18 protein-coding genes are annotated in these 20,526 nt (G+C 64.7%); 16 read left to right on the top strand and 2 right to left on the bottom strand.

The annotated features are described in order from the left end of the window. Positions 1–97: 97 nt before the first annotated feature. The 6 genes from AC07M9_RS15010 to AC07M9_RS14985 all read left to right on the top strand — a co-directional run bounded on the left by AC07M9_RS15010 (position 98) and on the right by AC07M9_RS14985 (position 8,802). Positions 98–496 (top strand): winged helix-turn-helix transcriptional regulator, encoded by a 399-nt coding sequence (locus AC07M9_RS15010; protein WP_494884678.1) that lies wholly within the window; start codon positions 98–100, stop codon positions 494–496. Between the two features lie 824 nt (positions 497–1,320). Continuing rightward, positions 1,321–1,908 (top strand): RNA polymerase sigma factor, encoded by a 588-nt coding sequence (locus tag AC07M9_RS15005; protein WP_494884676.1) that lies wholly within the window; start codon positions 1,321–1,323, stop codon positions 1,906–1,908. A gap of 71 nt (positions 1,909–1,979) precedes the next feature. Further along, positions 1,980–2,954 (top strand): FecR family protein, encoded by a 975-nt coding sequence (locus tag AC07M9_RS15000; RefSeq protein WP_494884674.1) that lies wholly within the window; start codon positions 1,980–1,982, stop codon positions 2,952–2,954. A 97-nt stretch (positions 2,955–3,051) separates the two neighbouring features. Further along, entirely contained in the window at positions 3,052–6,117 is a 3,066-nt protein-coding gene (locus AC07M9_RS14995) for a TonB-dependent receptor (protein ID WP_494884672.1), read from the top strand. Continuing rightward, positions 6,117–7,214 (top strand): Ca2+-dependent phosphoinositide-specific phospholipase C, encoded by a 1,098-nt coding sequence (locus AC07M9_RS14990; RefSeq protein WP_494884670.1) that lies wholly within the window; start codon positions 6,117–6,119, stop codon positions 7,212–7,214. The genes AC07M9_RS14995 and AC07M9_RS14990 overlap by 1 nt, the downstream gene beginning before the upstream one ends. Before the next feature lie 16 nt (positions 7,215–7,230). Further along, a complete protein-coding gene (locus AC07M9_RS14985) occupies positions 7,231–8,802 on the top strand; it encodes a CehA/McbA family metallohydrolase (protein WP_494884668.1) in 1,572 nt (523 codons plus the stop codon). 10 nt (positions 8,803–8,812) lie between these two features. Here the strand turns inward: AC07M9_RS14985 and AC07M9_RS14980 are convergent, their stop codons facing one another. Next, positions 8,813–9,724 (bottom strand): SDR family NAD(P)-dependent oxidoreductase, encoded by a 912-nt coding sequence (locus AC07M9_RS14980; RefSeq protein ID WP_494884667.1) that lies wholly within the window; start codon positions 9,722–9,724, stop codon positions 8,813–8,815. 110 nt (positions 9,725–9,834) lie between these two features. On the opposite strand from AC07M9_RS14980, the gene AC07M9_RS14975 reads away from it, so the two are divergent. From AC07M9_RS14975 to AC07M9_RS14930, 10 genes are all read left to right on the top strand, one after another. Then, complete coding sequence (locus AC07M9_RS14975) at positions 9,835–10,722, top strand: helix-turn-helix domain-containing protein (RefSeq protein WP_494884666.1); 888 nt, start codon at positions 9,835–9,837, stop codon at positions 10,720–10,722. A 248-nt stretch (positions 10,723–10,970) separates the two neighbouring features. Then, a complete protein-coding gene (locus tag AC07M9_RS14970; RefSeq protein ID WP_494884665.1) occupies positions 10,971–11,801 on the top strand; it encodes a 23S rRNA (adenine(2030)-N(6))-methyltransferase RlmJ in 831 nt (276 codons plus the stop codon). Between the two features lie 189 nt (positions 11,802–11,990). Beyond that, on the top strand, positions 11,991–12,311 hold the full coding sequence (locus AC07M9_RS14965; RefSeq protein ID WP_494884664.1) for a hypothetical protein: 321 nt from the start codon (positions 11,991–11,993) through the stop codon (positions 12,309–12,311). Between the two features lie 417 nt (positions 12,312–12,728). Continuing rightward, positions 12,729–13,937 (top strand): Na+/H+ antiporter NhaA, encoded by a 1,209-nt coding sequence (gene nhaA / locus AC07M9_RS14960; RefSeq protein ID WP_494884662.1) that lies wholly within the window; start codon positions 12,729–12,731, stop codon positions 13,935–13,937. Between the two features lie 82 nt (positions 13,938–14,019). Continuing rightward, a complete protein-coding gene (locus tag AC07M9_RS14955; RefSeq protein ID WP_494884661.1) occupies positions 14,020–14,817 on the top strand; it encodes a hypothetical protein in 798 nt (265 codons plus the stop codon). A gap of 7 nt (positions 14,818–14,824) precedes the next feature. Then, the gene (locus tag AC07M9_RS14950; RefSeq protein ID WP_494884660.1) at positions 14,825–15,838 is read left to right on the top strand and encodes a 2-hydroxyacid dehydrogenase; all 1,014 of its coding nucleotides are present in this window, start codon (positions 14,825–14,827) and stop codon (positions 15,836–15,838) included. After that, complete coding sequence (locus tag AC07M9_RS14945; protein WP_494884658.1) at positions 15,835–16,503, top strand: hypothetical protein; 669 nt, start codon at positions 15,835–15,837, stop codon at positions 16,501–16,503. Before AC07M9_RS14950 ends, AC07M9_RS14945 begins: the two co-directional genes overlap by 4 nt. Further along, positions 16,500–17,501 carry a L,D-transpeptidase gene (locus AC07M9_RS14940; protein WP_494884656.1) on the top strand — a complete coding sequence of 334 codons (1,002 nt, stop codon included), beginning with the start codon at positions 16,500–16,502 and terminating at the stop codon, positions 17,499–17,501. The genes AC07M9_RS14945 and AC07M9_RS14940 overlap by 4 nt, the downstream gene beginning before the upstream one ends. A 234-nt stretch (positions 17,502–17,735) precedes the next feature. Then, positions 17,736–19,301: a hypothetical protein gene (locus AC07M9_RS14935; protein WP_494884655.1), complete on the top strand. Its 1,566-nt coding sequence runs from the start codon at positions 17,736–17,738 to the stop codon at positions 19,299–19,301. A 173-nt stretch (positions 19,302–19,474) separates the two neighbouring features. Then, a complete protein-coding gene (locus AC07M9_RS14930) occupies positions 19,475–19,750 on the top strand; it encodes a hypothetical protein (protein ID WP_494884653.1) in 276 nt (91 codons plus the stop codon). Between the two features lie 206 nt (positions 19,751–19,956). On the opposite strand, the gene AC07M9_RS14925 is transcribed toward AC07M9_RS14930, so the two are convergent. Beyond that, positions 19,957–20,526, bottom strand: coding sequence for a hypothetical protein (locus tag AC07M9_RS14925; RefSeq protein WP_494884651.1), 570 nt, complete (start codon positions 20,524–20,526; stop codon positions 19,957–19,959).

Genomic DNA, 20,526 nt, shown 5'->3' with positions numbered 1-20,526 from the left:
CTGTGCAGATCTGTTCGCCTGTTGCTGACGTTATAAGTAGCGGCACGGATATCGACAAGGACGCACTTAAATTGCCGAAGCTAACACGGATGTAAGCATGAAACCTACTGACCAAATTTCAACAGATGCACCCGTTTTGCTTTGCGGCCATGAGGACCCCGCTGCGTTCCGGGAGCTTCTCACCAAAGTCGGTGATAAATGGAGCATCCTTATATTGCTCGGGCTGTCGATGATGCCGGGAGATCGAGCCCGATTCTCGACGCTGCATAGAACGATCCCGATGATTTCCGAGCGCATGCTGTCACTCACGCTACGCGGCCTGGAGCGTGATGGTCTTCTGTCGCGAGAAGTTTTCGCGGAAGTCCCACCACGTGTGGAATACCAGTTGACCACAATGGGCCGGACTTTGTTGCCTGCGCTTCAGGGGTTGGTCGATTGGGTCGCTGGCAATGCGGATGGAGTGAAAGCCGCGCGCACCGTTTTTGATGATCAATAATGACGATTGCTTAGACGACCGGCTTTGTCCCTCTGTGGCAGGATTATATTTGCCAGATCGGCGTTGTTCTTGGCTGGCAACTTCACCGCGCGCCTGTGGCGGCTCTTGTCGGACACGCCAGGATGAACAAGTGTCCGGGCTTGGTCGGCTGCTGCCGGGGTCTGACCGCCAGCTATCCCACTTTCTGCTCTCTAAACCCGACATTCGCCTACCGGCCAATGGTGTTCATCAAAGGCAGCTTCTCGAATGGCCACAGTGGGGCGCTTAGCAACGGGCAGATTTTTCGCGCGATTCCGGTCTGGGTTGCGGGCGCCGTACGGCGAATCGCTCCAGGGTTTCGCGCGCCGGATCGACCGGCGGCCTAGCCATCAAATGGCCATCAGCGCACCCCGAACTGGCGCTTGACCCACTCTTTGAAAACTGCTCAATCCCTTGCATAAGTTGTTTCCTTTCAGCGGCTTGCCGCGTAAGGTGTGCTGCACCACGAGGGACTTCAGCCACTATGCCTGTTGCTTAAAAAGGCCCTCGGTATTGGCGGAAATCCGGTCAGCAAATAGCCATCTCGAAGGTCAAAACTGCCACGGGATGGATGTGCGGTCTCTCGCAGGCCCCTCCCCAATCGCTTTTGGCCATTGCCACGTCGTCTTCCGACACCAGCCCCGCGATCGGCGTGAGCCGATCGGCCAGCTCCGATTTTCGGCCGGCCTAGCCGTCGGCGCCGCCTCGCTACTGCTCTTCATCGCCTCGCAAGACGCGGGTGTCGCTGAATTGTTATAGACCTCACCTATTGCGCAGCCCTTGCCCCGGGGAACCGCAAAGACGCCATGCCTGTCATTCGCCCAATCGATCGCTGGTTCGTGGAGGACGTGCTGCCTCACGAGCCGGCGCTGTTCGCCGCGGCGGGCCGGATGTGCGGCGGCGCCGACGAGGCGTGCGACCTGGTGCACGACGTCTTCGCCCGGATGCTTTCGACCGAGGGTTGGCAGGCGATCGGCGATCCGCGCGGCTACATGCTGCGCATGGCGCGCAACATCTTCATCGACCGGATCCGCCGTTCGAAGATCGTCGAGTTCCGGCGGATCCTCGACATCGAGGATTTCGACATCGCCGACGACGCGCCGGACCAACATCGCGTGCTCGCGGGGCGGCAGATGGTCGCGGAATTGTCCCGGGCGCTCGATGCGCTTCCCGAGCCTTGCCGCACGGTCTTCGTGCGGCGCCGGATCGAAGGCCACGCGCCGCGCCAGATCGCCCAGGATCTGGGCGTCAGCCTTTCGACGCTGGAAAAGCGGCTGGCCCGGGCCATCCACCTGTTGACCGACGCGCTGCGGCATTACGACGTCGAACTTCCCGAAACCGATCGCGCCGCGCCCGCCACGGCATCGCCGCGACCGCTGGCGATTATTTCGTAAGCGCGCTTGGCGGTATCGCTTCGCTCGTTCGTCTAGAAGGTTATGGCGTTGTTTGTTGAAGGCTGCCTTTGATGCAAGGCAGGCGAGAGCCGGATCGCCGGGACGGGAGCGACGGCGGCGTCGCTGCGCAGGCCTCTGCCTGGCTGGCGCGGCATCATTTGGGCACCATTGACGAAGCAGCCTTCCAGCGCTGGCGCGACGCGGACGTTGCCCACGCCCTCGCGTTCTGCCGGGCGCTGGCCACGTGGGATACCGTCGCGGTCCATGGCAAGGCGGCGGCGTCTCCTTTCGTCGAAGCAGGCGAGGTGCGATCGACGGCTTCGGCTTCGGCTTCGCGCCGTAGTTTCCTGCGGGCGGCCGGGATCGTCGCTGCGGTCGGCGTTTTCGGCACTGGCACGTTCGCCAGCCGCGCCTATGCTTGGAACACGGCGGAGACGGCGCTCGGCGAAAACCGCAAAATGGCGCTGCCGGACGGCAGCATGGCTTGGCTCAACACGGATTCCCGGCTCTCGTGGCGCTTTTCGGGGGCAGAGCGTAGCTTGTGGATCGAGAAGGGCGAAGTCGCGCTGGTCCTGCGCGATGGACCGGCAGCCGTCGTTCACGGCGAGGATCGTTCGCTGGTCCTGTCCACAGGCCGCTTCAACGCCCGCCTCAGGAGCGATGCGCTCGACCTGCTGGTGCTTGCGGGACATGCCAGCACCCGTGCGGACACCGGCGTTGCTGCGGGCGCGGCCGCGGCGGGGCAGAGCCTGCTCGTCTCGCGCGGCGATGCCATCGTGCGCGGCGCCAGTCCTGCCCAGGTCGCCAGCACGATCGCCTGGCAGAACGGTGAGATTCTGTTCCAGGACATGACGCTGGGCATGGCGATCGAGGAGTACAACCGCTTCCTCGCGCACAAGATCGTGATCGTCGACCGCGACTTGGCCGGCATCCCGGTGGGCGGCCGCTTCACCTCCACCGACCCGACCGCCTTCCTCCACGCCGTGTCTGCGGGGCTCGGCATCCACGTGTCCCGCTCGGAGTCGGCCTATCTGCTCACCCGCTGATTTTTTTGACGGGCCATTTGGCGGTTCGTCGCGCCGTGATCGTCCTTGGAAGTGAAGGTACTTTCACACGTTCCGAACCAATAGGGGTTTCTTCCAAATGTCTGCCAAGTATGCCGGGGCATCGCTCATCGCGATGGTCCTGATGACGCCTGCCGCCCATGCGACTGCGCGCGAAGGGGTCGGCCAGTACAACTTCGACATCGCCTCGCAGCCGCTCGAAAAGGCGCTGACCGACTTCGGGCGCCAGGCCGGGGTGCAGATCTTCTTCCCGCGTTCGCCGATCGCCCAGCGCAGCGCCACGGCACTGCGCGGCACGATGACCCGCAGCGCCGCTCTGGCCCAGCTGATCCGGGGCTCCGGGCTGCAGGTGAAAAGCGATGACGGCAAGACCGTCGTGCTGGGCGCCGCCGACCCTCGCGCCGGTGGCCTCACCTCGTCGGCCGAGGGTGGCCCGGCGGCCCTGCAGATCGCATCCGCGGGCGACGAGGACACCGGCAACGACATCGTCGTCACCGGCACCGTTCCGCCCGAGGAGGAGAAGGCGCTCGAATGGAAGCGCCGGCAGGTCGGCACCAACGCGGTCATGTCGGGCGAGACGATCGCCCGGCGTCCCGGCGGCAACATCGTCGACATTCTCGCGGTGCTGCCGGGCGTCTCGGCCTATGCCGACATGGGCCTGGGTCAGGCGGCGACGGGCGAGGCGGAATTCGTTTCGATCCGCGGCATCGATTCCAGCTACAACGCCTATACCATCAACGGCATGCGCGTGGCCCAGGCCGATCCATCGACCCGCGCGCTCTCGCTCAAGATGATCGCGCCTTACGGCCTGCGCTCGGCCAGCGTCTCGAAGACGCCGACCGCGGCCGACTACGGCGATTCGATCGGCGGCACCGTCGATATCTCGACGCCCACGGGCTTCCAGTACGGCCCGGCCTACTTCAAGGTCACCGGCGGCGTGAACTACAACGACCGCGCCGACAAGCTGGGGTTCGGCGCCCTGGGCGGCGTCGGCCAGGTCGAGTTCGGCCGGACCTTCGGCGGCAACGACAACATCGGCGTCTACGCCACGGCCTACTACGAGCGCCGCAAGTCGGCCGCCGAGAGCACCGAGGCCTACCAGTACATCCCGGCGACTGCCAATGCGGCTGCGGACGATCTGACCCCGCTGGGCGCCAAGTACGACCTCTATGACTCGGACATCGAACGCTACGGCGGCAATTTCTCGCTCGACTTCAAGGACGATGGCCTGACCGCGTTCCTGCGGGGTTCCTATGGGCATTACCAGGTATCGTCGATCGATACCCAGCACAGCGTCACTTCGGGCATTCTCCAGCAGATAGGCGCGGCGCCCTACTACGACGCCAGCGGCGCCTACACGCCCTACGGCACGCTGGCAGGCAGCTATTTCCAGGCGCGTGACCAGATCTCGCAGCTCGGCACGATCCAGGCCGGCGCCGATTACGAAGTGACCGACAAGCTGACGGTCTCGGCCCGTGCGTCCTACGGCTACAGCGAGCAGCGCCGCCCGAACTACGTCGAAGGCAGCATGTACAGCAACCTCGGCCTCATCGTCGATAGCACGGGCGCGCCAGTGGGCGGCGTGCTGATCGACAGTTCGGATCCCACGAACATCGGCCTGACCTTCACCGACCCCGCCTACAAGGACGCGATCCTCAGCGCCAATTCGATCAACGTGTGGAAGTTCCAGGCGCGCGACGTGAAGTCCAGCGACAGGCGCTTGGCCTTCAAGCTCGACATGGACTATGCGATCGACGGCCTGGTGAAGCACCTCAAATGGGGCTTCGACGTCAACCGTTCGAAGCGCTTCCAGTACGATCGCGGCTTGCTGGGCAACAACGGCGACAACTTCGTGATCGCGGCCGCAGACGGCAGCCGGCCCGGCTCGACCGCCGCGCAGGGCCCGACGGCGGCTTCGCTCGATGGGCGCAACCTGAACTTCATGGGCGGCAACTACGCCAATTTCCGCATCTACGATCGCGCCTACTTCGAAGACGCGATCCTGCCTTACGCCTATACCGACCAGTTCACCCCGGATGGTTCGCCGAACCCGGGCTACTACACGGTCAACGACTACAACCGGAACACGGTCTACGGCACCGAGACCGTACTGGCCGGCTACGTGCAGGCCGAAGCCGAACTCGGCCCGGTGCAGGTGGTGGCCGGCGTGCGCTACGAACATACCGACTTCAGCGCGCGGCACTGGATCGTCCTGACCGACAGCGCCGGCGCCTCTGCCGGCGATACCGGTCGCTTCACCCAGGACGGCAACACCTACGACCAGTTCCTGCCGAACTTAAACCTCGCCTGGCGGCCGAGCGACCGGCTCGTCGTGCGCGGTGCCGTCCGGCGCAGCTTCTCGCGCCCGGCCTTCGCGCTGATCGCCGGGCCCGAGACCTACAGCTACAACGACCTCACCGGCGACCTCGCCTTCGTCAACCGCTCCAATCCCGACCTCAAGCCCACCGAGGCGACCAATTTCGACGCCGGGATCGAATGGTATCCCGATCACAGCGCGGTGATCGAGGCGGCGACGTTCTACAAGCACCTGACCAACTTCGTGTTCACCGCCAGCGCGACCGGCAGCACACCCGCCGCAGGCTCCGGCGACACTGCCATCGACGGCGTCACCTACACGATGCCGCTCAACGGCAACGGCGCGGACCTGTACGGCGTCGAATTCCACGCCCGCAAGCAGTTCTTCGAACTGGGCGGCTTCCTCGGCGGATTCGGCGTCGAAGGCTCGCTCACGCTGCAGGACAGCAAGGCGGACAGCGGTCTCGCGGGCCGGAGCAAGACGGCCCTGCCGCGCGCGCCGGGGGTGATCTACAATGCCGAACTGTTCTTCGAGCGCCCGGCCTTCTCGGCCCGGCTGGCCTGGCAGTACGTCGGGCGCCAGCTCCTCAGCCTCAACGACCAGTTGGACACGTACCTACAGCCCAACCGCCAGCTCAACTTCAACACGACCTATCGCTTCGGCAAGTGGTCGCTTTCGGGCCAGGTGCAGAACATCCTGAACCAGGAGAGCTTCTACAAGACGATGGGCAAGAGCACCCGCTACCTGGGCACGCAGGATGGCGGCGGGAACGGCTCCTATGTCGAAACCGGGCGCTTCTTCAAGCTGACCGCGTCGTTCGAATGGTGATGTCCAAGGTCCTTGCCGGCCTGGGCGGGGCGCTTCTCCTCGGCACGGCGGTTCCCGCCGCTGCCGGGGCAGACGGCGCGGAAACGGCGGCGGAACGCGCGCTGCGGCTCGACCAGGTGCAACAGATCGGCTCGCACAACAGCTACCGCCCGTTCCCGTCGCCCGCGTCGCAGACGCGGATCGAGACACTGGCAGCCGAGCATGCGGAGGGACTGGCCTACGGCCACCCTCCGCTCGAGGCGCAACTCGCGCTGGGCATCCGGCAGATCGAACTCGACGTCGCGCCGGACCCGACCGGCGGGCTCTATGCCGCGCCCTATCACCTCGACCTGCCGCGCATCCGTGCGGAGATGATGGCGCCGGGAGCCAAGGTCCTGCACTTCCCGCAAGTCGACATCGAGAGCCACTGCCTGACCTTGCGCGCGTGCCTCTCGCGGCTGCGGCAATGGTCCGACGCGCATCCCGGCCACGCGCCCGTGACGGTGCTCGTCAACGCCAGCGACTTCGAGCCGATCCCCGGCTTCTGGGCCAACCCCGCCCGGTTCGACGCGGCGACGCTGGACGCGCTCGACACCGATATCCGCGAGACGATGGGCGCCGCCCACCTGATCGTGCCCGACGACGTGCGTGGCCAGCATGGTACATTGCGCGAGGCCCTGCTCGCCCACGCCTGGCCGCGCATAGGCGAGGCGAAAGGGCGCTTCCTCTTCGTGCTCGACGGCAACGAACGGCACGAACAGCTCTACCGCGAAGGGCATACCTCGCTGCGCGGCCGGGCGATGTTCGGGTTCTACGCCGAGGACCAGCCCGAGGCGGCGGTGTTCAACATCCAGGACCCGCGCGGGGCCGGGGAACAGCGCATCCGTCACCTCGTGGGCCTGGGCTTCCTCGTGCGCACCCGCGCCGACGCCGACACGCGCGAGGCCCGCGCCGGCGACCATGCCCGGCTCGCGACCGCGCTGGCCTCGGGTGCGCAGTTCATTTCCAGCGACTACTACGAGGGCGTGCCCGATCCGCTGGGGCTGGGATTTCGCCAGTCCATCGACGGCAAGCTGCGTCGCTGCGATCCGCTTACCGCTGCGTGCCCCCCGAACTGACGAGAAGAGAAACGCCATGCCCAAATCCCTGTCCATGGCGCTGGCCGCCATCCCCTTGGCGGCCATCCTGGCGCCGGTGGCCATGCCCGCGCCCGTCCGCGCCGCCCCCGCGACCGGCGCCGCGCCCGTGGTCCCGGCCGGTGACGAGGTCATCTTGACCGGCACTTTCACCGACAAGGACGCCGGCCGCTACCTGGAGCTACCGTTCGAGGTTCCCGCAGGCGTCACCAGGATGTCCGTGGACGTCGATTGGGCAGGGCGGGGGAAGGGCGTCTATCTGGTTCTCGGCCTCTACGATCCCGAGCGCTCGCGCGGATGGGGCGGGCTCGGCAAGCCCAATTTCGTCGTCGCCGAAGGCTTCGCCACCCCGTCCTACCAGCAGGGACCGCTGGTCCCCGGCAAGTGGAAGCTGAGCATCGCCGTGGCCAGCATCCGCCCCGGCATGGTGGCTCCCTATTCTGTCAAGGTGCGCTTCGATCGCGGCGCGGCGGCGCAGGAGATCACGTCCGGCGCGGTACGCCAGGGTGCCGGCTGGTATCGCGGCGATTTTCATACCCATACCGGCAACAGCGACGGCCAATGCATGAGCCGGAGCGGCGCGAAGCCGGTACCGTGCCCGGTTTACTTCACGCTGAAGGCGGCGGCGGACAATCATCTCGATTTCGTCTCGGTCACCGATCACAACGTGACCTCGCACCTGGGTGAACTGGCCGAACTGGCGCCGTGGTTCGATGGTCTCCTGGTCATTCCCGGTCGCGAGATGACGACCCAGTTCGGGCATTCCAACTTCATCGGCCTCGCCGATTTCGCCGAATTCCGCGTCGGCCTGCCCCCTGTCACCGACATCAACGGCATGTTCGACGAGGCACGTGGTACGGGTGCACTGATCTCGATCAACCACCCCGCCATCCCCACCGACGAGAACTGCATCGGCTGCGGCTGGTCGGCACCGGGAACCGACTTTTCCAAAGTCAACGCGATCGAGGTGGCCAACGGTGGCCGCGCCGCGGAACATGGCGGCGCATTCGACGACGGCAAGGGATCGGGTACGGCCTGGTGGGAGGCCTTGCTGGACAGGGGCTTCCATCTGACTGCCATTGGCGGCAGCGACAACCACGACGCGATCGACGGCAAGGCGGGCACTTCGCCGGTCGGTGCCCAGGCTCCGGTCGGCACCCCCACCACTGTCGTCTACGCCGGCGAACTTTCGCAAGCGGGTATCCTCGCAGGTGTGCGGTCGGGCCGGGTCTTCATCGACCTCGAGGGTTCCCACCCGGATCGCATGCTGGACATCTCGGCTGGCATCGCTGGCCAGCCGCCCGTCGCGATGGGTGCGACCCTGCACCGAGGCCAGCAAGAGCCGGTCGAGGTGGCCGTCCACGTCAAGGGCATGGCCGGGCACAGAATCGATCTTCTCATCGACGGCCATCCGGTGGAGCATCTCCCGCAAGGCGGTGAGCTCGCATCCTACGATCAGATCGTTACGCTCACCTTGAAGGCGGGCGACAAGGCCCGTTGGATCCGCGCCGATGTGCGCGATGCGTCAGGCCGCCGCATCCTGATCGGAAACCCGGTCTATCTGGACTGACGCGCCGGATTCAGTCAAGCGGTATGCCTAAGCCTTCCAACTCGCGCTCAGCCCAAAACAGACGCCCCGTATATTCCCATGGGTTCTCACAGGCGGCAAAGTAGACCATCATGCGCGCAGGCACCGTCATCGGCACGGCTACGCTATCGTCGAGGCCCCGTTCCTTGACGCGGATGGCGACCAACTCGGTTGCGACCAGGCCCGGATGCAGACCGATCACAGCAATGTTGCGCCTATGTAGCTCGGGCGCCATCGCATTGCCGAAGCGATCGAGCGCGCGCTTGCTCGAGTAGTAACCGGGGACCGCCAAGCTAAAGTTGCCCACCGCGCCGAGCTTGGGCAATTCTTCCGCATTGCGAAAGACCTCACCGCTTCCGGTCGACAGGTTGATGATCCTCCCGCCGCCGCGCGCTTCCATTATGGGAACCACCATCTGCGTAAGCGTGAAAGGCGCGTGGACGTTGACGGCAAATTGGTAGAGCCACTCCTCGCGCGTGAGTTCGAGGAATGGCTTGCCCCAGATTTCGCCGGTGGTCGCAGCGGCATTGTTGACCAACACATCGATACCGCCGAATCGTTGAACCGCTGCGTCAACGAGAGCGCGCAAATCCGCTTCCTCCGCAAGGTCGGTAGCAACAGCGATGGCCTCCCCGCCCTGCGCCTCGATGATCGCAAGCGTCTCGCCGATCGTACCAGGAAGCGCTGTATCAACTTCTACCGTGCGTGCGGCCAGGACGACTTTGGCGCCTTTGCGTGCGAAATCGAGCGCTGCCTGCTTGCCCATGCCGCGACTGGCGCCAGTAATGATCACGACTTTGCCTTCAAGACTGTGCTCATGCTGCCGTTCCGTCGGTATCGAAGGGTAATCGGGGCCCACGCCGGCACTGTTCGCGAAGGCCACATTTTCTGAAACCTTGTTCATGGGATTTTCCATCCTTCCAATTATGGAATAAACATTGCTCATTATGGAATGATGCGCTTATCAGGAGGTCCAAGTCAATGTCGCCGAGGCGATAGCGGGAGCCTGTTGTGATGGACGCATCGAACCCCACAAAGCGCGTCATGGACGTGCTGAAATTTCTCACGGCTCATCCAACGGAAGCATTCACATTAGCCGAGATCGCCAGGCAGGTAGGTCTCAGCAATGGTTCGGCCCATCGGTTGCTGACGACAATGGCTGCAGGCCAGTTCCTGTCGCGCAACGAGAAGCATCGAACCTATTCGCTGGGCATCAGTCTGGTGGCGATCGGGCAGGCGGCGATCACCAAGCACAGCGGGATAGAGATCGCCCGGCGTGAACTGGCGCTGCTTGCGGCGGACCTGAAGGCGCAGTGCAGCGCGAGTTGCATCGATCACGGCGAAATCGTCGTGCTGGTCAAGGAGGGCACTGCGCAATCCCACTTGGGATTGACCCGCGTAGGCGAGCGCCGTCCGCTTTTACCGCCGGTCGGCATGTGCCATGTGGCTTGGGGAGAGCAGTCGCTGATCGACAGCTATGTCGGCGAAGTAGAAAGCTACCTGACCGCCGAGAAGCGCGAACACCTGCTCGCGTCGTTGCCTCTGATCCGTCAACGGGGCTACGCGATTGCTGCTAACGGGCAAGCTTCAGCTGCAAGCCGGCAAGCGATGGCTATCGCGAGCAACCAGGTGCGCGATGGCGCATTCCGGGAGCGCGTCCACACATTTGTCGGCCAGCTTTCAACCGATGAAATACAGCTATTCGACCTTGCAGGAGGGGATGGACCGGGTGTCAGCTACATCGCGGCCCCGGTGTTCTCGCCATCAGGTTCGGTTGCCTTTCAATTGGTCGCCACCGGATTTCCGGCCAACCTCGGCGTGCGCGAGATCCAAGCCTATGCTCAGCGCTTATGCGCTGCCTCTGCGACCGTCACTGCAGAGACGCACGGCCGCAAACCTTAAACAACCGCCGCTCGGCAGCTTACGGCGAGTTGCCGGAACCGGACGGTTTGCACCTGAGGATTGCAGATCGCGATCTGAACGACCGACTGGGGTCGTTCACCTCCGCCAGCCTCTATCCGGGCACCGGACTGGTTGCTCGGCCAGGCGCTCGGCTTCTGCGCCCGGCAATACCGGCGCTGCCATAAATTCGCTTTGCAGAAGGTCCAGCAGCTTGTGTAAAGGGGGATCGTCAGAATTTTGAATCACAAATGAATTATCGCCATTCCTTCCATGCTGGCAACAGCGCCGATGTCGTGAAGCACAGCCTCCTGATCGCCTTGGTGCGGGCCTTGCAGCACAAGCAGGGCGCGCTGACTCTGATCGACACCCATGCCGGCTGCGGGCTGTACGACCTTGGCGGCGACGAAGCCCAACGCACCGGCGAGGCCACGCAGGGCGTGCTGCGGGCCTTTGCCGATCCGAACCCCTTGCTGGACGACTACCGTGCTGCCGTGCAGGCGGTGAACGTGGGTGACGGACCGCACCTTTATCCCGGCTCGCCGCAGATTCTGGCTCAGCTTTTGCGCCCGCAGGATTTCCTGGTCCTCAACGAAAAGCACCCGGAGGACGCTTCCACCCTGCGCGGCGTGATGCGGGGCAGCAGCGCCGCCGTGCATGAACGCGACGCCTACGAATTGTGGCTGGCCATGTTGCCGCCCCGCACCGCGCGCGGGGTGGTGGTGGTCGACCCGCCCTACGAGCAACCGGATGAGCGCGCGCGCATCACCGCCACCCTCGCCGCCGCTCACCGCAAATGGGCGCATGGTGTGACGGTGGTCTGGTTTCCGCTGAAAGACCACGCCACGCATTGGCGGTGGAAGGAGCAGTTACGCAAGCTCGGCATCCCGAAATTGCTGCGGGTGGAGCATTGGCTGTACGATAGCGAGCAACCCGGCATCTATAACGGCGCGGGCCTCTTTATCGTCAATCCGCCCTACGCTTTCACGCAGACGCTGCCGCCACTGTTGGAAGCCTTGCGCGCGGCGCTGGCGCCCGAAGGACATAAGGGCGAAATTATATCCGATTGGTTGGGCGATTGAAAATAGACCCTCATCCCTCCCTTTTTCCGAAGGGGGAATTGCCCCGCTTCAGGTTCCAAGCGAATTGGGTCACGCTGGCTGGCTCTGCTCCCGACGATTGTGTTCATGCGCCCGTTGGCGACGGAGGGAGCCAGAAAACCCTGTGATGCCATGGATGGAGTATCGCTGCCGACATGCTAAGGGTATGACATGTTTCAAGCACCCGGCCGCAGCGGCACCGTCGAGATCGACGGTTCAAAATATGATTGGGAACTGCTGAGCGAGCCTCAATTGTCCTCGTCCGATGGCTGGAAGGGGATGACTGTCTCGCTGCGTCAGAAAGACATGCCGCGCGAAGCCGTGCTCGAATTTCCGACACCCAAGCGCCTGATGAAAGGACTGCCGAAAGGGCGTTTGCACATCAACGACGCGATTGCTGCGCGAGGAGTTCGGGCGGCACTATCGGCAGGATGGGATCCTGCGTCGCGAGGCAAGCCCACGGTTTTCATGGTTGATGCCAACGGCGACTAAGTCCATGAAAAGGCAATGGATCGCCAATCCGACCCTGTGCGCAGCGTCGACGACGGACGCATCGTCCAGATGCGCGTAACGGGCGGTCATGGCGATGCTCGAATGCCCAAGGCGCTTTCCGATCATGGGAAGCATTTTCGGACATACCGGCGGCGTGACTGGCGAAACTGTGGCGAAGGTCATGAATGCGCACGTGGGCCAAACCTGCCTCCCTGCGGGCGCCGGCATGCGGGGCGTGCACAGCCGGACGTTGGACGGATTTTGGCCGGTCTGAGCGCGCAACAGCGCACGGCGAAGCGGCGTTGTGCATCGGGCCTGCCAGTGCGATAGAGGGGGCGGGTGTTCGGTCCCTGGGGGCGGACAGGGTCGTTGCGCTGGTCGGGCCGCCAGGGCGCTGAATTTTCGTCCGGAGCACCCATGGCCTCAGCACGCCGCCAGCATGTCAGCGCCCTGCGCCGTTTCCTCACGGGGCAGTCCTCCGCCGGGCTGGTCCTCATGGCCGCCGCGGCGCTCGCGCTGGGCGTCGCCAATTCGCCCCTCGCCGCCGGCTACGAGGCCGTTTTCCACGCTCACCTCGGCCCGCTGTCGCTCCACGAGTGGATCAACGACGGGCTCATGGCGGTGTTCTTCCTGCTCGTCGGGCTGGAGATCAAGCGCGAGGTGCTCGACGGGCAGCTCTCGAGCTGGCCGCGGCGCATCCTTCCGGGGATCGCGGCGGCGGGCGGCATGGCGGTGCCGGCGCTGATCTACATTGCCTTCAACCCCGGGCCGGCGATCGGCGGCTGGGCGATCCCCTCGGCGACCGACATCGCCTTCGCGCTCGGCGTCATCGCCCTGCTGGGCAGCCGCGTGCCGGTGTCCTTGCGGGTGTTCCTGACCGCGCTCGCGATCATAGATGATCTCGGTGCGGTCGTGATCATCGCGCTGTTCTACACCGCCAGGCTGTCGTTGCCCGACCTGGCCGGCGCGGCGGCGGTGATCGCGGCTCTGTTCGCCCTGAACCGGATGCGCGTCGTCCGCCTGACGCCGTACCTCGCGCTCGGAGCAGTGCTCTGGGTGCTGGTCCTGCGCTCGGGCATCCACGCCACGCTGGCAGGCGTCGTCCTCGCGTTCGCCATCCCGCTCCGGCCGACACCGGGGCGACCGGACGCCGAAGCGGGCAGTCCGCTGCACCGGCTCGAACATGCCCTGCACCTGCCCGTCGGCTTCCTCGTGGTGCCGATATTCGGTTTCGCGAACGCGGGCGTCGCTTTCCTCGGCCTCTCGCCCGACGCCTTCGTCGCCCCGGTCACGCTGGGGGTCGGGCTGGGGCTGCTGCTGGGCAAGCCGATCGGCGTGCTCGGCTTTTCGATGCTGGCGATCCGCCTCGGCCTTGCCGACATGCCCGCGCACGCCGGACGGCTGCAGCTGGTCGGCGTCGCGCTGCTGTGCGGAATCGGCTTTACCATGAGCCTGTTCATCACCCTGCTGGCCTTCCCCGGCGCAGCGACCCTGCAGGCGGAGGCGAAGATCGGAATTCTCGCCGGGTCGTTCCTGTCCGGCCTGCTCGGCTATGCCCTGCTCCGGGTGGCCCGGCGCGACATGCCGGTCACCCCATCGCGAACCGATGCCTTCGTCGCGAAATAATCCTCGGCCAAGTTGTTGGAAAGTCGCACCTCCTGTGCGACGATAGATAGGTAGTTATTCCAATAGACGACGGGGACCTGAGATGCGCAAACCCATAATCCTCATGATCTCCGCTGCACTACTTCTGCCCGTGAGCGGCCATGCGCAGGCGCCTTCGAGTCTTCGCGACTTGGTCGGTGCGCGCGCTGCCGGCGGCGAAACCCAGCTCGAGACGCGCGGATGGGTTCACATCAAGACCGAGACCGGCGACGACCGCAAGTGGAGCTACTGGTGGCAGCCGTCGAAAAAGGAATGCGTCAGCATCGCGGTGATGGACGGCCGGTTCGACGCCATCACTCCCACCCCCGCGCCCGACTGCAACCAGAAGGCGGGCAAGGGCTCGAACGGCGCCGCGATCGCTGCGGGCGTGGGCGTCGCCGCGATCATCGGCGCCATCGCACTGGCGCACAAGTCGCACAACCACGAAGACGGCAAACATTACCCGGACGACGCCTCCGACGCCGGTTTCGAGCGCGGCTACCGCGACGGCCTCTACAACGAACCCTACCACAACTACGAAAAGTCCGAGCCCTACTCGCGCGGATACGAATCCGGCGTCGCCCAACATGGCCATGAAACGAGCTACCGCGAAGGCCACCGCGCCGACGGCGCGGGGTACCGCCCTTCGGTCAACGTCAACGACCTCGTCGACGCACGCGGGTCGAGCGCGGACGGCGAGATGCAGAGCCGCGGCTTCCGCAACGTCGGCGGCCTGAAAAGCGGCAACAGCAGCTATACCTACTGGTACAACGGCCGTACCCGGCAATGCGTGCAGATGGGCGTGGCCGACGGACGGGTGCAGAACATGGTGGACGTGGGCACTTACGAGGGCTGCAAGTAGGCCTGCCATGCGTGTCGCCGTCTTCGGAGCCCGCAGCTATGACCGGCAGTTCCTGGCTGCCGGCAACGCCGGGCATGGCCATGACCTCGTGTTCCTCGACGCCGGGCTGACCGCGCAGACCGTGCCGCTGGCGGCGGGATGCGGCGGCGTCTGCGCCTTCGTCAACGACAGGCTCGACGCCGAGGTGATGGGCGGGCTGGCGGCGCTGGGGGTGGGCATCGTCGCGATGCGCTGCGCAGGCTACAACAATGTCGACCTCGCCGCCGCCGCCGGGGCCGGGATCGCCGTGACCCGCGTTCCCGCCTACTCGCCCCACGCCGTCGCCGAGTTCACCGTGGGGCTGCTGCTGGCGCTCGACCGCCACATCCCCCGCGCCTGGTCGCGCGTGCGCGACAACAACTACGCGCTCGACGGACTGGTGGGGCGCAACCTCCACGGCCGCCTCGTCGGGGTCGTGGGCACCGGCCAGATCGGCGCGCTGGTGGCCCGGACCCTGCGCGCGGGCTTCGGGTGCGAGGTGCTGGCGAGCGACCCGGTCGTCGACCCGGCGCTGGAGGCGATCGGCGTGCGCTACACGACGCCGCAAGCGCTGCTGCGCGAGGCCGAGATCGTCACCCTGCACTGCCCGCTGACGCCGGAGACCCGCCACCTCGTCAATGCGAAGACGCTGGCCGAGGCGCGGCCCGGCCTCGTCATCGTCAACACCAGCCGGGGCGCGCTGATCGACACGCAGGCGCTGATCGACGCGCTCAAGGCGCGCCGGATCCGCGGCGTCGCGCTCGACGTCTACGAGCAGGAGGCGGGCATCTTCTTCGGCGATCTCTCGAACGAGATCATCGACGACGACGTGCTCCAGCGCCTGCTGACCTTCCCCAACGTCCTCGTCACCGGCCACCAGGCGTTCCTCACCGAGGAAGCGCTCGCCGCCATTGCCGAGACCACGCTCACCAGCCTCTCCGACTTCGAGGCCGGCCGCCCGCTCGCCCACGCGCTTCAAGCCGATCCGCGCGAGGCCCGATGAACTTCGTCCAGTGGCTCAACTCGCTCGACGAGCTGCTCTACGAGCTGATGAGCTGGCTGGTGTTCTTCCCCGTCACCTTGTGGAAGATCCTGCGCCACCCCCTCGCCACGATGCAGTATGCCGAGGAGCAACTGCTGCTCGAGCCCGACCTGCAGTATCGCGGCACCGTCAGCCCGCCGATCATGCTGATCCTGACGATCGTGCTGATACAGGGTGTGGGCCTGGCCATCGACGGCACCAGCCCCATCGTCGCCAGCCACCGCGGACTGGCGGGGCTCGTCAACGACAATACGTCCCTGCTGCTGCTGCGGGTGGTGCTGTTCGGGACCTTCGCGCTGATGCTGGCGACGCGCAAGGTCAACCGCAGCAGCGTCAACCTCGACCGCGAAACCCTCAAGCCCCCGTTCTACGCGCAGTGCTACGCGATCTCGCCGTTCGCGCTGCTGTTCAGCAGCGGCCTGACCGCGGTATTGCATCATCACCCGTGGTTGCAGATCGCGGGGCTGGGATCGGTCGCGGCAGCTTTCGCCTTCTACGGCGTCGTCCAGGTTCGCTGGTTCCGGCGGGAGCTGGGGCAGTCACGCCTGCGCTCCTTCCTCGACGCCTCGATCGGCATGATCACGAGCATTGCCGTCACCTTCACCCTGGGGGCCCTGTTCCTATGATCCGTACCCGCCTCGCCCTGCCGGGTGCGCTGCTGATCGCCGCACTCTGGGCCGCGCCCGCCGCCGCGCAGGGATCGACCGCCAGCTCGCCGGCCGAATTCGCCCGCACCGCGGAGCGGCTGAAGCCCGGTGAATGGGTCTGGGCGCCCGCGATCGCGCCGAGCGGCCCGGTGCTGGTCTACGTCGACCTCTCGCGCCAGCTGGCGACGGTCTACCGCAACGGCGTGCGCATCGGCGTGACCTCGGTATCCTCGGGCAAGGCGGGGCACGAGACGCCGACCGGGGTCTTCACGATCCTCCAGAAGGACGCCGACCACCACTCCAGCGTCTACAACAACGCGCCGATGCCCTACCAGCAGCGCCTGACCTGGGACGGCGTGGCGCTCCATGCGGGCGGCCTGCCCGGCTACCCGGAGAGCCACGGCTGCGTCCACCTGCCCTACGGCTTCTCGCGCTCGCTTTTCGCGATCACCGCGATCGGGGCCACCGTGGTGATCGACGGCGACGCCATCGACCACGTCCGCTCGACCGAGGCGAGCCTGCTCGCGCCCTACGACGCCAGCGGCCGCAGGCTGGCCTCCGACACGCTCGGCGACCGACAGTTCACCTGGGCGCCCGAGCGCTCGCCCCGGGGCCAGATGACGATCGTCGTCTCCAAGCGCGAGCAGCGCGTCGTCGTCCTGAGAAACGGCATCGAGATCGGCCGCAGCGTCGCCGACATCGCCGACGACGATCCGGGCACCCACCTCGTCACCCTGACCCGCGGCGCCGACGGCCGGCCGCGCTGGATCTACGTCGGCCTGCCCGGCCACGCGGAGGAGGAAGGCCGCCACCTCGACGAAGCGGTCATCAACCGCCTCCGCCTGCCGCGCCGCTTCTACGAGGCGGTGCGTTCCGCCCTGGAGCCGGGCACGACGATCCTGATCACCAACTCCGCCGTCGGCACCGCCCCGGGCGAGCCCATGACCGTGCTCGACGCGGTGGTGCCCACGCCTTAGGCGGCGGGGAGAGGGCTTGGCCGATTGCGGAATGTCGCCTTACTGCGCGTAAGGAGCGAATAGCTGCTGGGCGCCTTTCAGATGCGGTGCCGTCATAGCTTCTGTTCCCAAAGCCCGCCCATTGCGGACGTTGCGGCTCCGCATGGGGGAAACCTCCTGCGGTTCTAGCGGGTATCCCGGATAGCGTCTTTTGCAGGGTCACGGCCATCGTCACTCCTGAAAAGGAGGCGCCATATGTCAGACACCCATGAAATTCTTACGGCGAATATGCCCGCGCACAACCCGTGGCTGACGCAGAGCGTCTATCCTACCTCCCACTTCAATCCAGGGGCCACGGATTCCGTGGCCATTGCGGGCCCGGTCCATGGGAAGACCCTGATAAAGGGCGACGACGCAAAGTTCGTTCGCAACTTCATGGTCTCCAACCCCACCTTGAAGAAGATCGGGGGCGATACCGTCGCCTTCGCCAGCGGCATGTTCGGCCTGCGCAAGATGCTGCTCACGGGCAAGTCCCTCGAATCGATTTCCTACATGGCCTACCCGGGCTTCGAGGCGATATTCGAAGGTGCCGACGAGGCGACGGTCGAATCTCTGCTGGCGAAATGGGACGCAGCGCGGCGCGAGGGGGACGACGCAAAACTGATCGAGGCCATCCGGGGGATCAGCGACCTTGGCTTCACCCACGCTCTCGGCATCAACGGCGTCTACAACCTGTTCGACCGTGACGGTTTCCACTACTGCGTTTTCGGCGGCACGCGGGTGCTCAAATGCACCGACGACAACGAGGTCCGGGCGCCCGCTCGCGTCGTGAAACTGGCTGACGTGGCAACTGCCGTGCCCGCCGAAGTCGCGCAATCGGTCAGTCGCATCATCGCGCTCAGCATGACGTACGATGGCTTTCTGGTCGCTGCTGCGCCCGGCGCGGTGATCATTCTCGACCGCGACCTGAATGTGAAGTCGTACGTCGCCTTCTCGGGCGAGGCCGTCGACAATGCCGTGCCGGTGGACGAAAACGGCGGCATCTACGTCGTGACCTCGCGCAGAATGATCAAGGTCGTCTGGAACGGCGAGACCCTCTCATCCGACGAGAAGGATGGCGCCTGGGAATCCGGCTATGAATGGATGCCCGATGAAAAGGCCTTTGCTCTGGGCTCGATCTCGCGCGGCTCGGGGACGACGCCGACCTTGATGGGATTCGGCGACGACCCGGACAAACTTGTCGTCATCGCGGACGGCGCCGAAGGCGGCACAAACCTCGTCGCTTTCTGGCGCGACGAAATCCCCGACGATTTCGAGCAGAAGCCGGGGACCAAGTCGCGCCGCATCGCGGATCAGGCCCGGATCGAGATTTCGAAGGCGACGATCGAACCATCGCCCAACGTGCTTGGCTACGGCGTCGCCATCGTCAACAGCACCTATCCCGATCCGTTCCCGGAACCGGGCTTCCATAACGGGTTCATGGCAGGCGTCACGCGCCCGGCCCCGAAGGGCATCCAGAAGTTCAACTGGAATCCGGCGACGCGGCGGTTCGAGCAAGACTGGCTCAACGCCGAGATCGACAATAGCGACATCATGGTGCCAGTCGTATCCGCTGCCACGGGGCTGCTTTATGCCGCGAACAAGCGTGGCCTGACCTACGAGTATGCCGGCCTCGACTGGACGACGGGCGAGGTCAAGGCGCGGTGGGTCTTCCCTGACGACAGCGCCATGTGGAACGCTTTCGGCGGTATCACAACCATCCTCGAAGACGGCGACCTTCTGATAGGCGGAGCCTTTGCGATCAAACGTATTGTGGGGTGAGGTAGGCAGCTACCTACCCAAATGGCCGGTTGCTGACTGACGGCTTACTGGGCGCGAGGAGCAGATAGCTGCCTGTCTGGTCTGATCGACCGGAACATTGCGCGCAGCATGATTATCGAACACGAGAGCAGTTCGGCGCAAACCGCTCTGATCAACTCGGTGATCGAAAGGCCGTGCGTGCGCTGATCGCCGCAAGTGAACTCCTCGATCGCTTCCGTCTGATGATGCACCCGAAGGACGAGGCGCGGCTCGGTCGATGGTTGCCATACCGGCAGACACTAAGCGCTGCCCCCGGGCGTCGAGAGGAAAAGGAAGCCATCGCCGCCGCAATCGCCACGCCTTGGTCCAGCGGACAGATCGAAGGGAAAATCTACCGCCTCAAGGCCCGCCAGATGTTCGGACGAACCAAAATCGATTTGTTCACGGCAAGAACCATGGGCCTACATTAACGAAGTCCACGGTATCTAAGTCATACTCAGTTTTGCGCGCCGGTTGAAAATGGTCCATTGAGAAAGTCGCCAGCGGCTCCTCTGTTTCCATTTCTATCAGGCAAAAATATCAAAAAATCAATCGTAAGGTTGCGGCAACCGCGCGCTCTCAAGTACTGTCAAGCATTGCGGCTGTTCGGGCGAGATGTAAATTCCACCACGCTGGACTATGGACAGGAAATCTTGGTGGGTCCACTTCCCCATTTTATTTTGTTTACTGGAACTGTGGGTTGATCTGGCATGGAGATCACTCCTGAAGCCCACTCTGCCCCCGCTAGCGCAAGCGGCCCTGCAATGGTATTAATGACTTTTGATAGCACTGGTGAAGCAGCGAGATTGTCATTATCATATGCGACGTGGCAAGTAATCGATGTTGGCGGGGCAAGGCGTGCCGCCCCTAAGACGGCATCGACGTTGGCGAGCATTCCGTCAAATTGGGTTTTGACATGTGCCCAAGATTTAGCGCTGATGGATTGTTTTAGTTCAACGAGATGAACGTGCGCTTGGTCGCCGCACAATATGACAATTGCGCCATCGGCACATCGCTGACTACTTAGCCAATAAATACTGCCACCCGACTTGCCATGCACAGTAATACTCGGAGCGCTAACTAGAAAATCGACCGTCACTGCGCCGCTCGGATCGGTTTCAGTAATGGTTACAGTAGAAGGCTGATCACTAAATTGAACGTATGACGAATTAAACAAGCGTCGGCGGACTGGCGTTAGCGGGAGCAT

This window comes from Novosphingobium sp. GW821-FHT09E05, assembly GCF_059416165.1.
Note: the sequence above shows the minus strand (reverse complement) of the source record. Positions and strands in the feature narration are given on the sequence as shown.

What these genes read in the sequence shown, in the direction of transcription:
- AC07M9_RS15010 (WP_494884678.1), top strand. Translation starts at nt 98, where the DNA reads ATGAAACCTACTGACCAAATTTCAACAGATGCACCCGTTTTGCTTTGC.
- AC07M9_RS15005 (WP_494884676.1), top strand. Translation starts at nt 1,321, where the DNA reads ATGCCTGTCATTCGCCCAATCGATCGCTGGTTCGTGGAGGACGTGCTG.
- AC07M9_RS15000 (WP_494884674.1), top strand. Translation starts at nt 1,980, where the DNA reads ATGCAAGGCAGGCGAGAGCCGGATCGCCGGGACGGGAGCGACGGCGGC.
- AC07M9_RS14995 (WP_494884672.1), top strand. Translation starts at nt 3,052, where the DNA reads ATGTCTGCCAAGTATGCCGGGGCATCGCTCATCGCGATGGTCCTGATG.
- AC07M9_RS14990 (WP_494884670.1), top strand. Translation starts at nt 6,117, where the DNA reads ATGTCCAAGGTCCTTGCCGGCCTGGGCGGGGCGCTTCTCCTCGGCACG.
- AC07M9_RS14985 (WP_494884668.1), top strand. Translation starts at nt 7,231, where the DNA reads ATGCCCAAATCCCTGTCCATGGCGCTGGCCGCCATCCCCTTGGCGGCC.
- AC07M9_RS14980 (WP_494884667.1), bottom strand. Translation starts at nt 9,724, where the DNA reads ATGAACAAGGTTTCAGAAAATGTGGCCTTCGCGAACAGTGCCGGCGTG.
- AC07M9_RS14975 (WP_494884666.1), top strand. Translation starts at nt 9,835, where the DNA reads ATGGACGCATCGAACCCCACAAAGCGCGTCATGGACGTGCTGAAATTT.
- AC07M9_RS14970 (WP_494884665.1), top strand. Translation starts at nt 10,971, where the DNA reads ATGAATTATCGCCATTCCTTCCATGCTGGCAACAGCGCCGATGTCGTG.
- AC07M9_RS14965 (WP_494884664.1), top strand. Translation starts at nt 11,991, where the DNA reads ATGTTTCAAGCACCCGGCCGCAGCGGCACCGTCGAGATCGACGGTTCA.
- nhaA (WP_494884662.1), top strand. Translation starts at nt 12,729, where the DNA reads ATGGCCTCAGCACGCCGCCAGCATGTCAGCGCCCTGCGCCGTTTCCTC.
- AC07M9_RS14955 (WP_494884661.1), top strand. Translation starts at nt 14,020, where the DNA reads ATGCGCAAACCCATAATCCTCATGATCTCCGCTGCACTACTTCTGCCC.
- AC07M9_RS14950 (WP_494884660.1), top strand. Translation starts at nt 14,825, where the DNA reads ATGCGTGTCGCCGTCTTCGGAGCCCGCAGCTATGACCGGCAGTTCCTG.
- AC07M9_RS14945 (WP_494884658.1), top strand. Translation starts at nt 15,835, where the DNA reads ATGAACTTCGTCCAGTGGCTCAACTCGCTCGACGAGCTGCTCTACGAG.
- AC07M9_RS14940 (WP_494884656.1), top strand. Translation starts at nt 16,500, where the DNA reads ATGATCCGTACCCGCCTCGCCCTGCCGGGTGCGCTGCTGATCGCCGCA.
- AC07M9_RS14935 (WP_494884655.1), top strand. Translation starts at nt 17,736, where the DNA reads ATGTCAGACACCCATGAAATTCTTACGGCGAATATGCCCGCGCACAAC.
- AC07M9_RS14925 (WP_494884651.1), bottom strand. Translation starts at nt 20,526, where the DNA reads ATGCTCCCGCTAACGCCAGTCCGCCGACGCTTGTTTAATTCGTCATAC.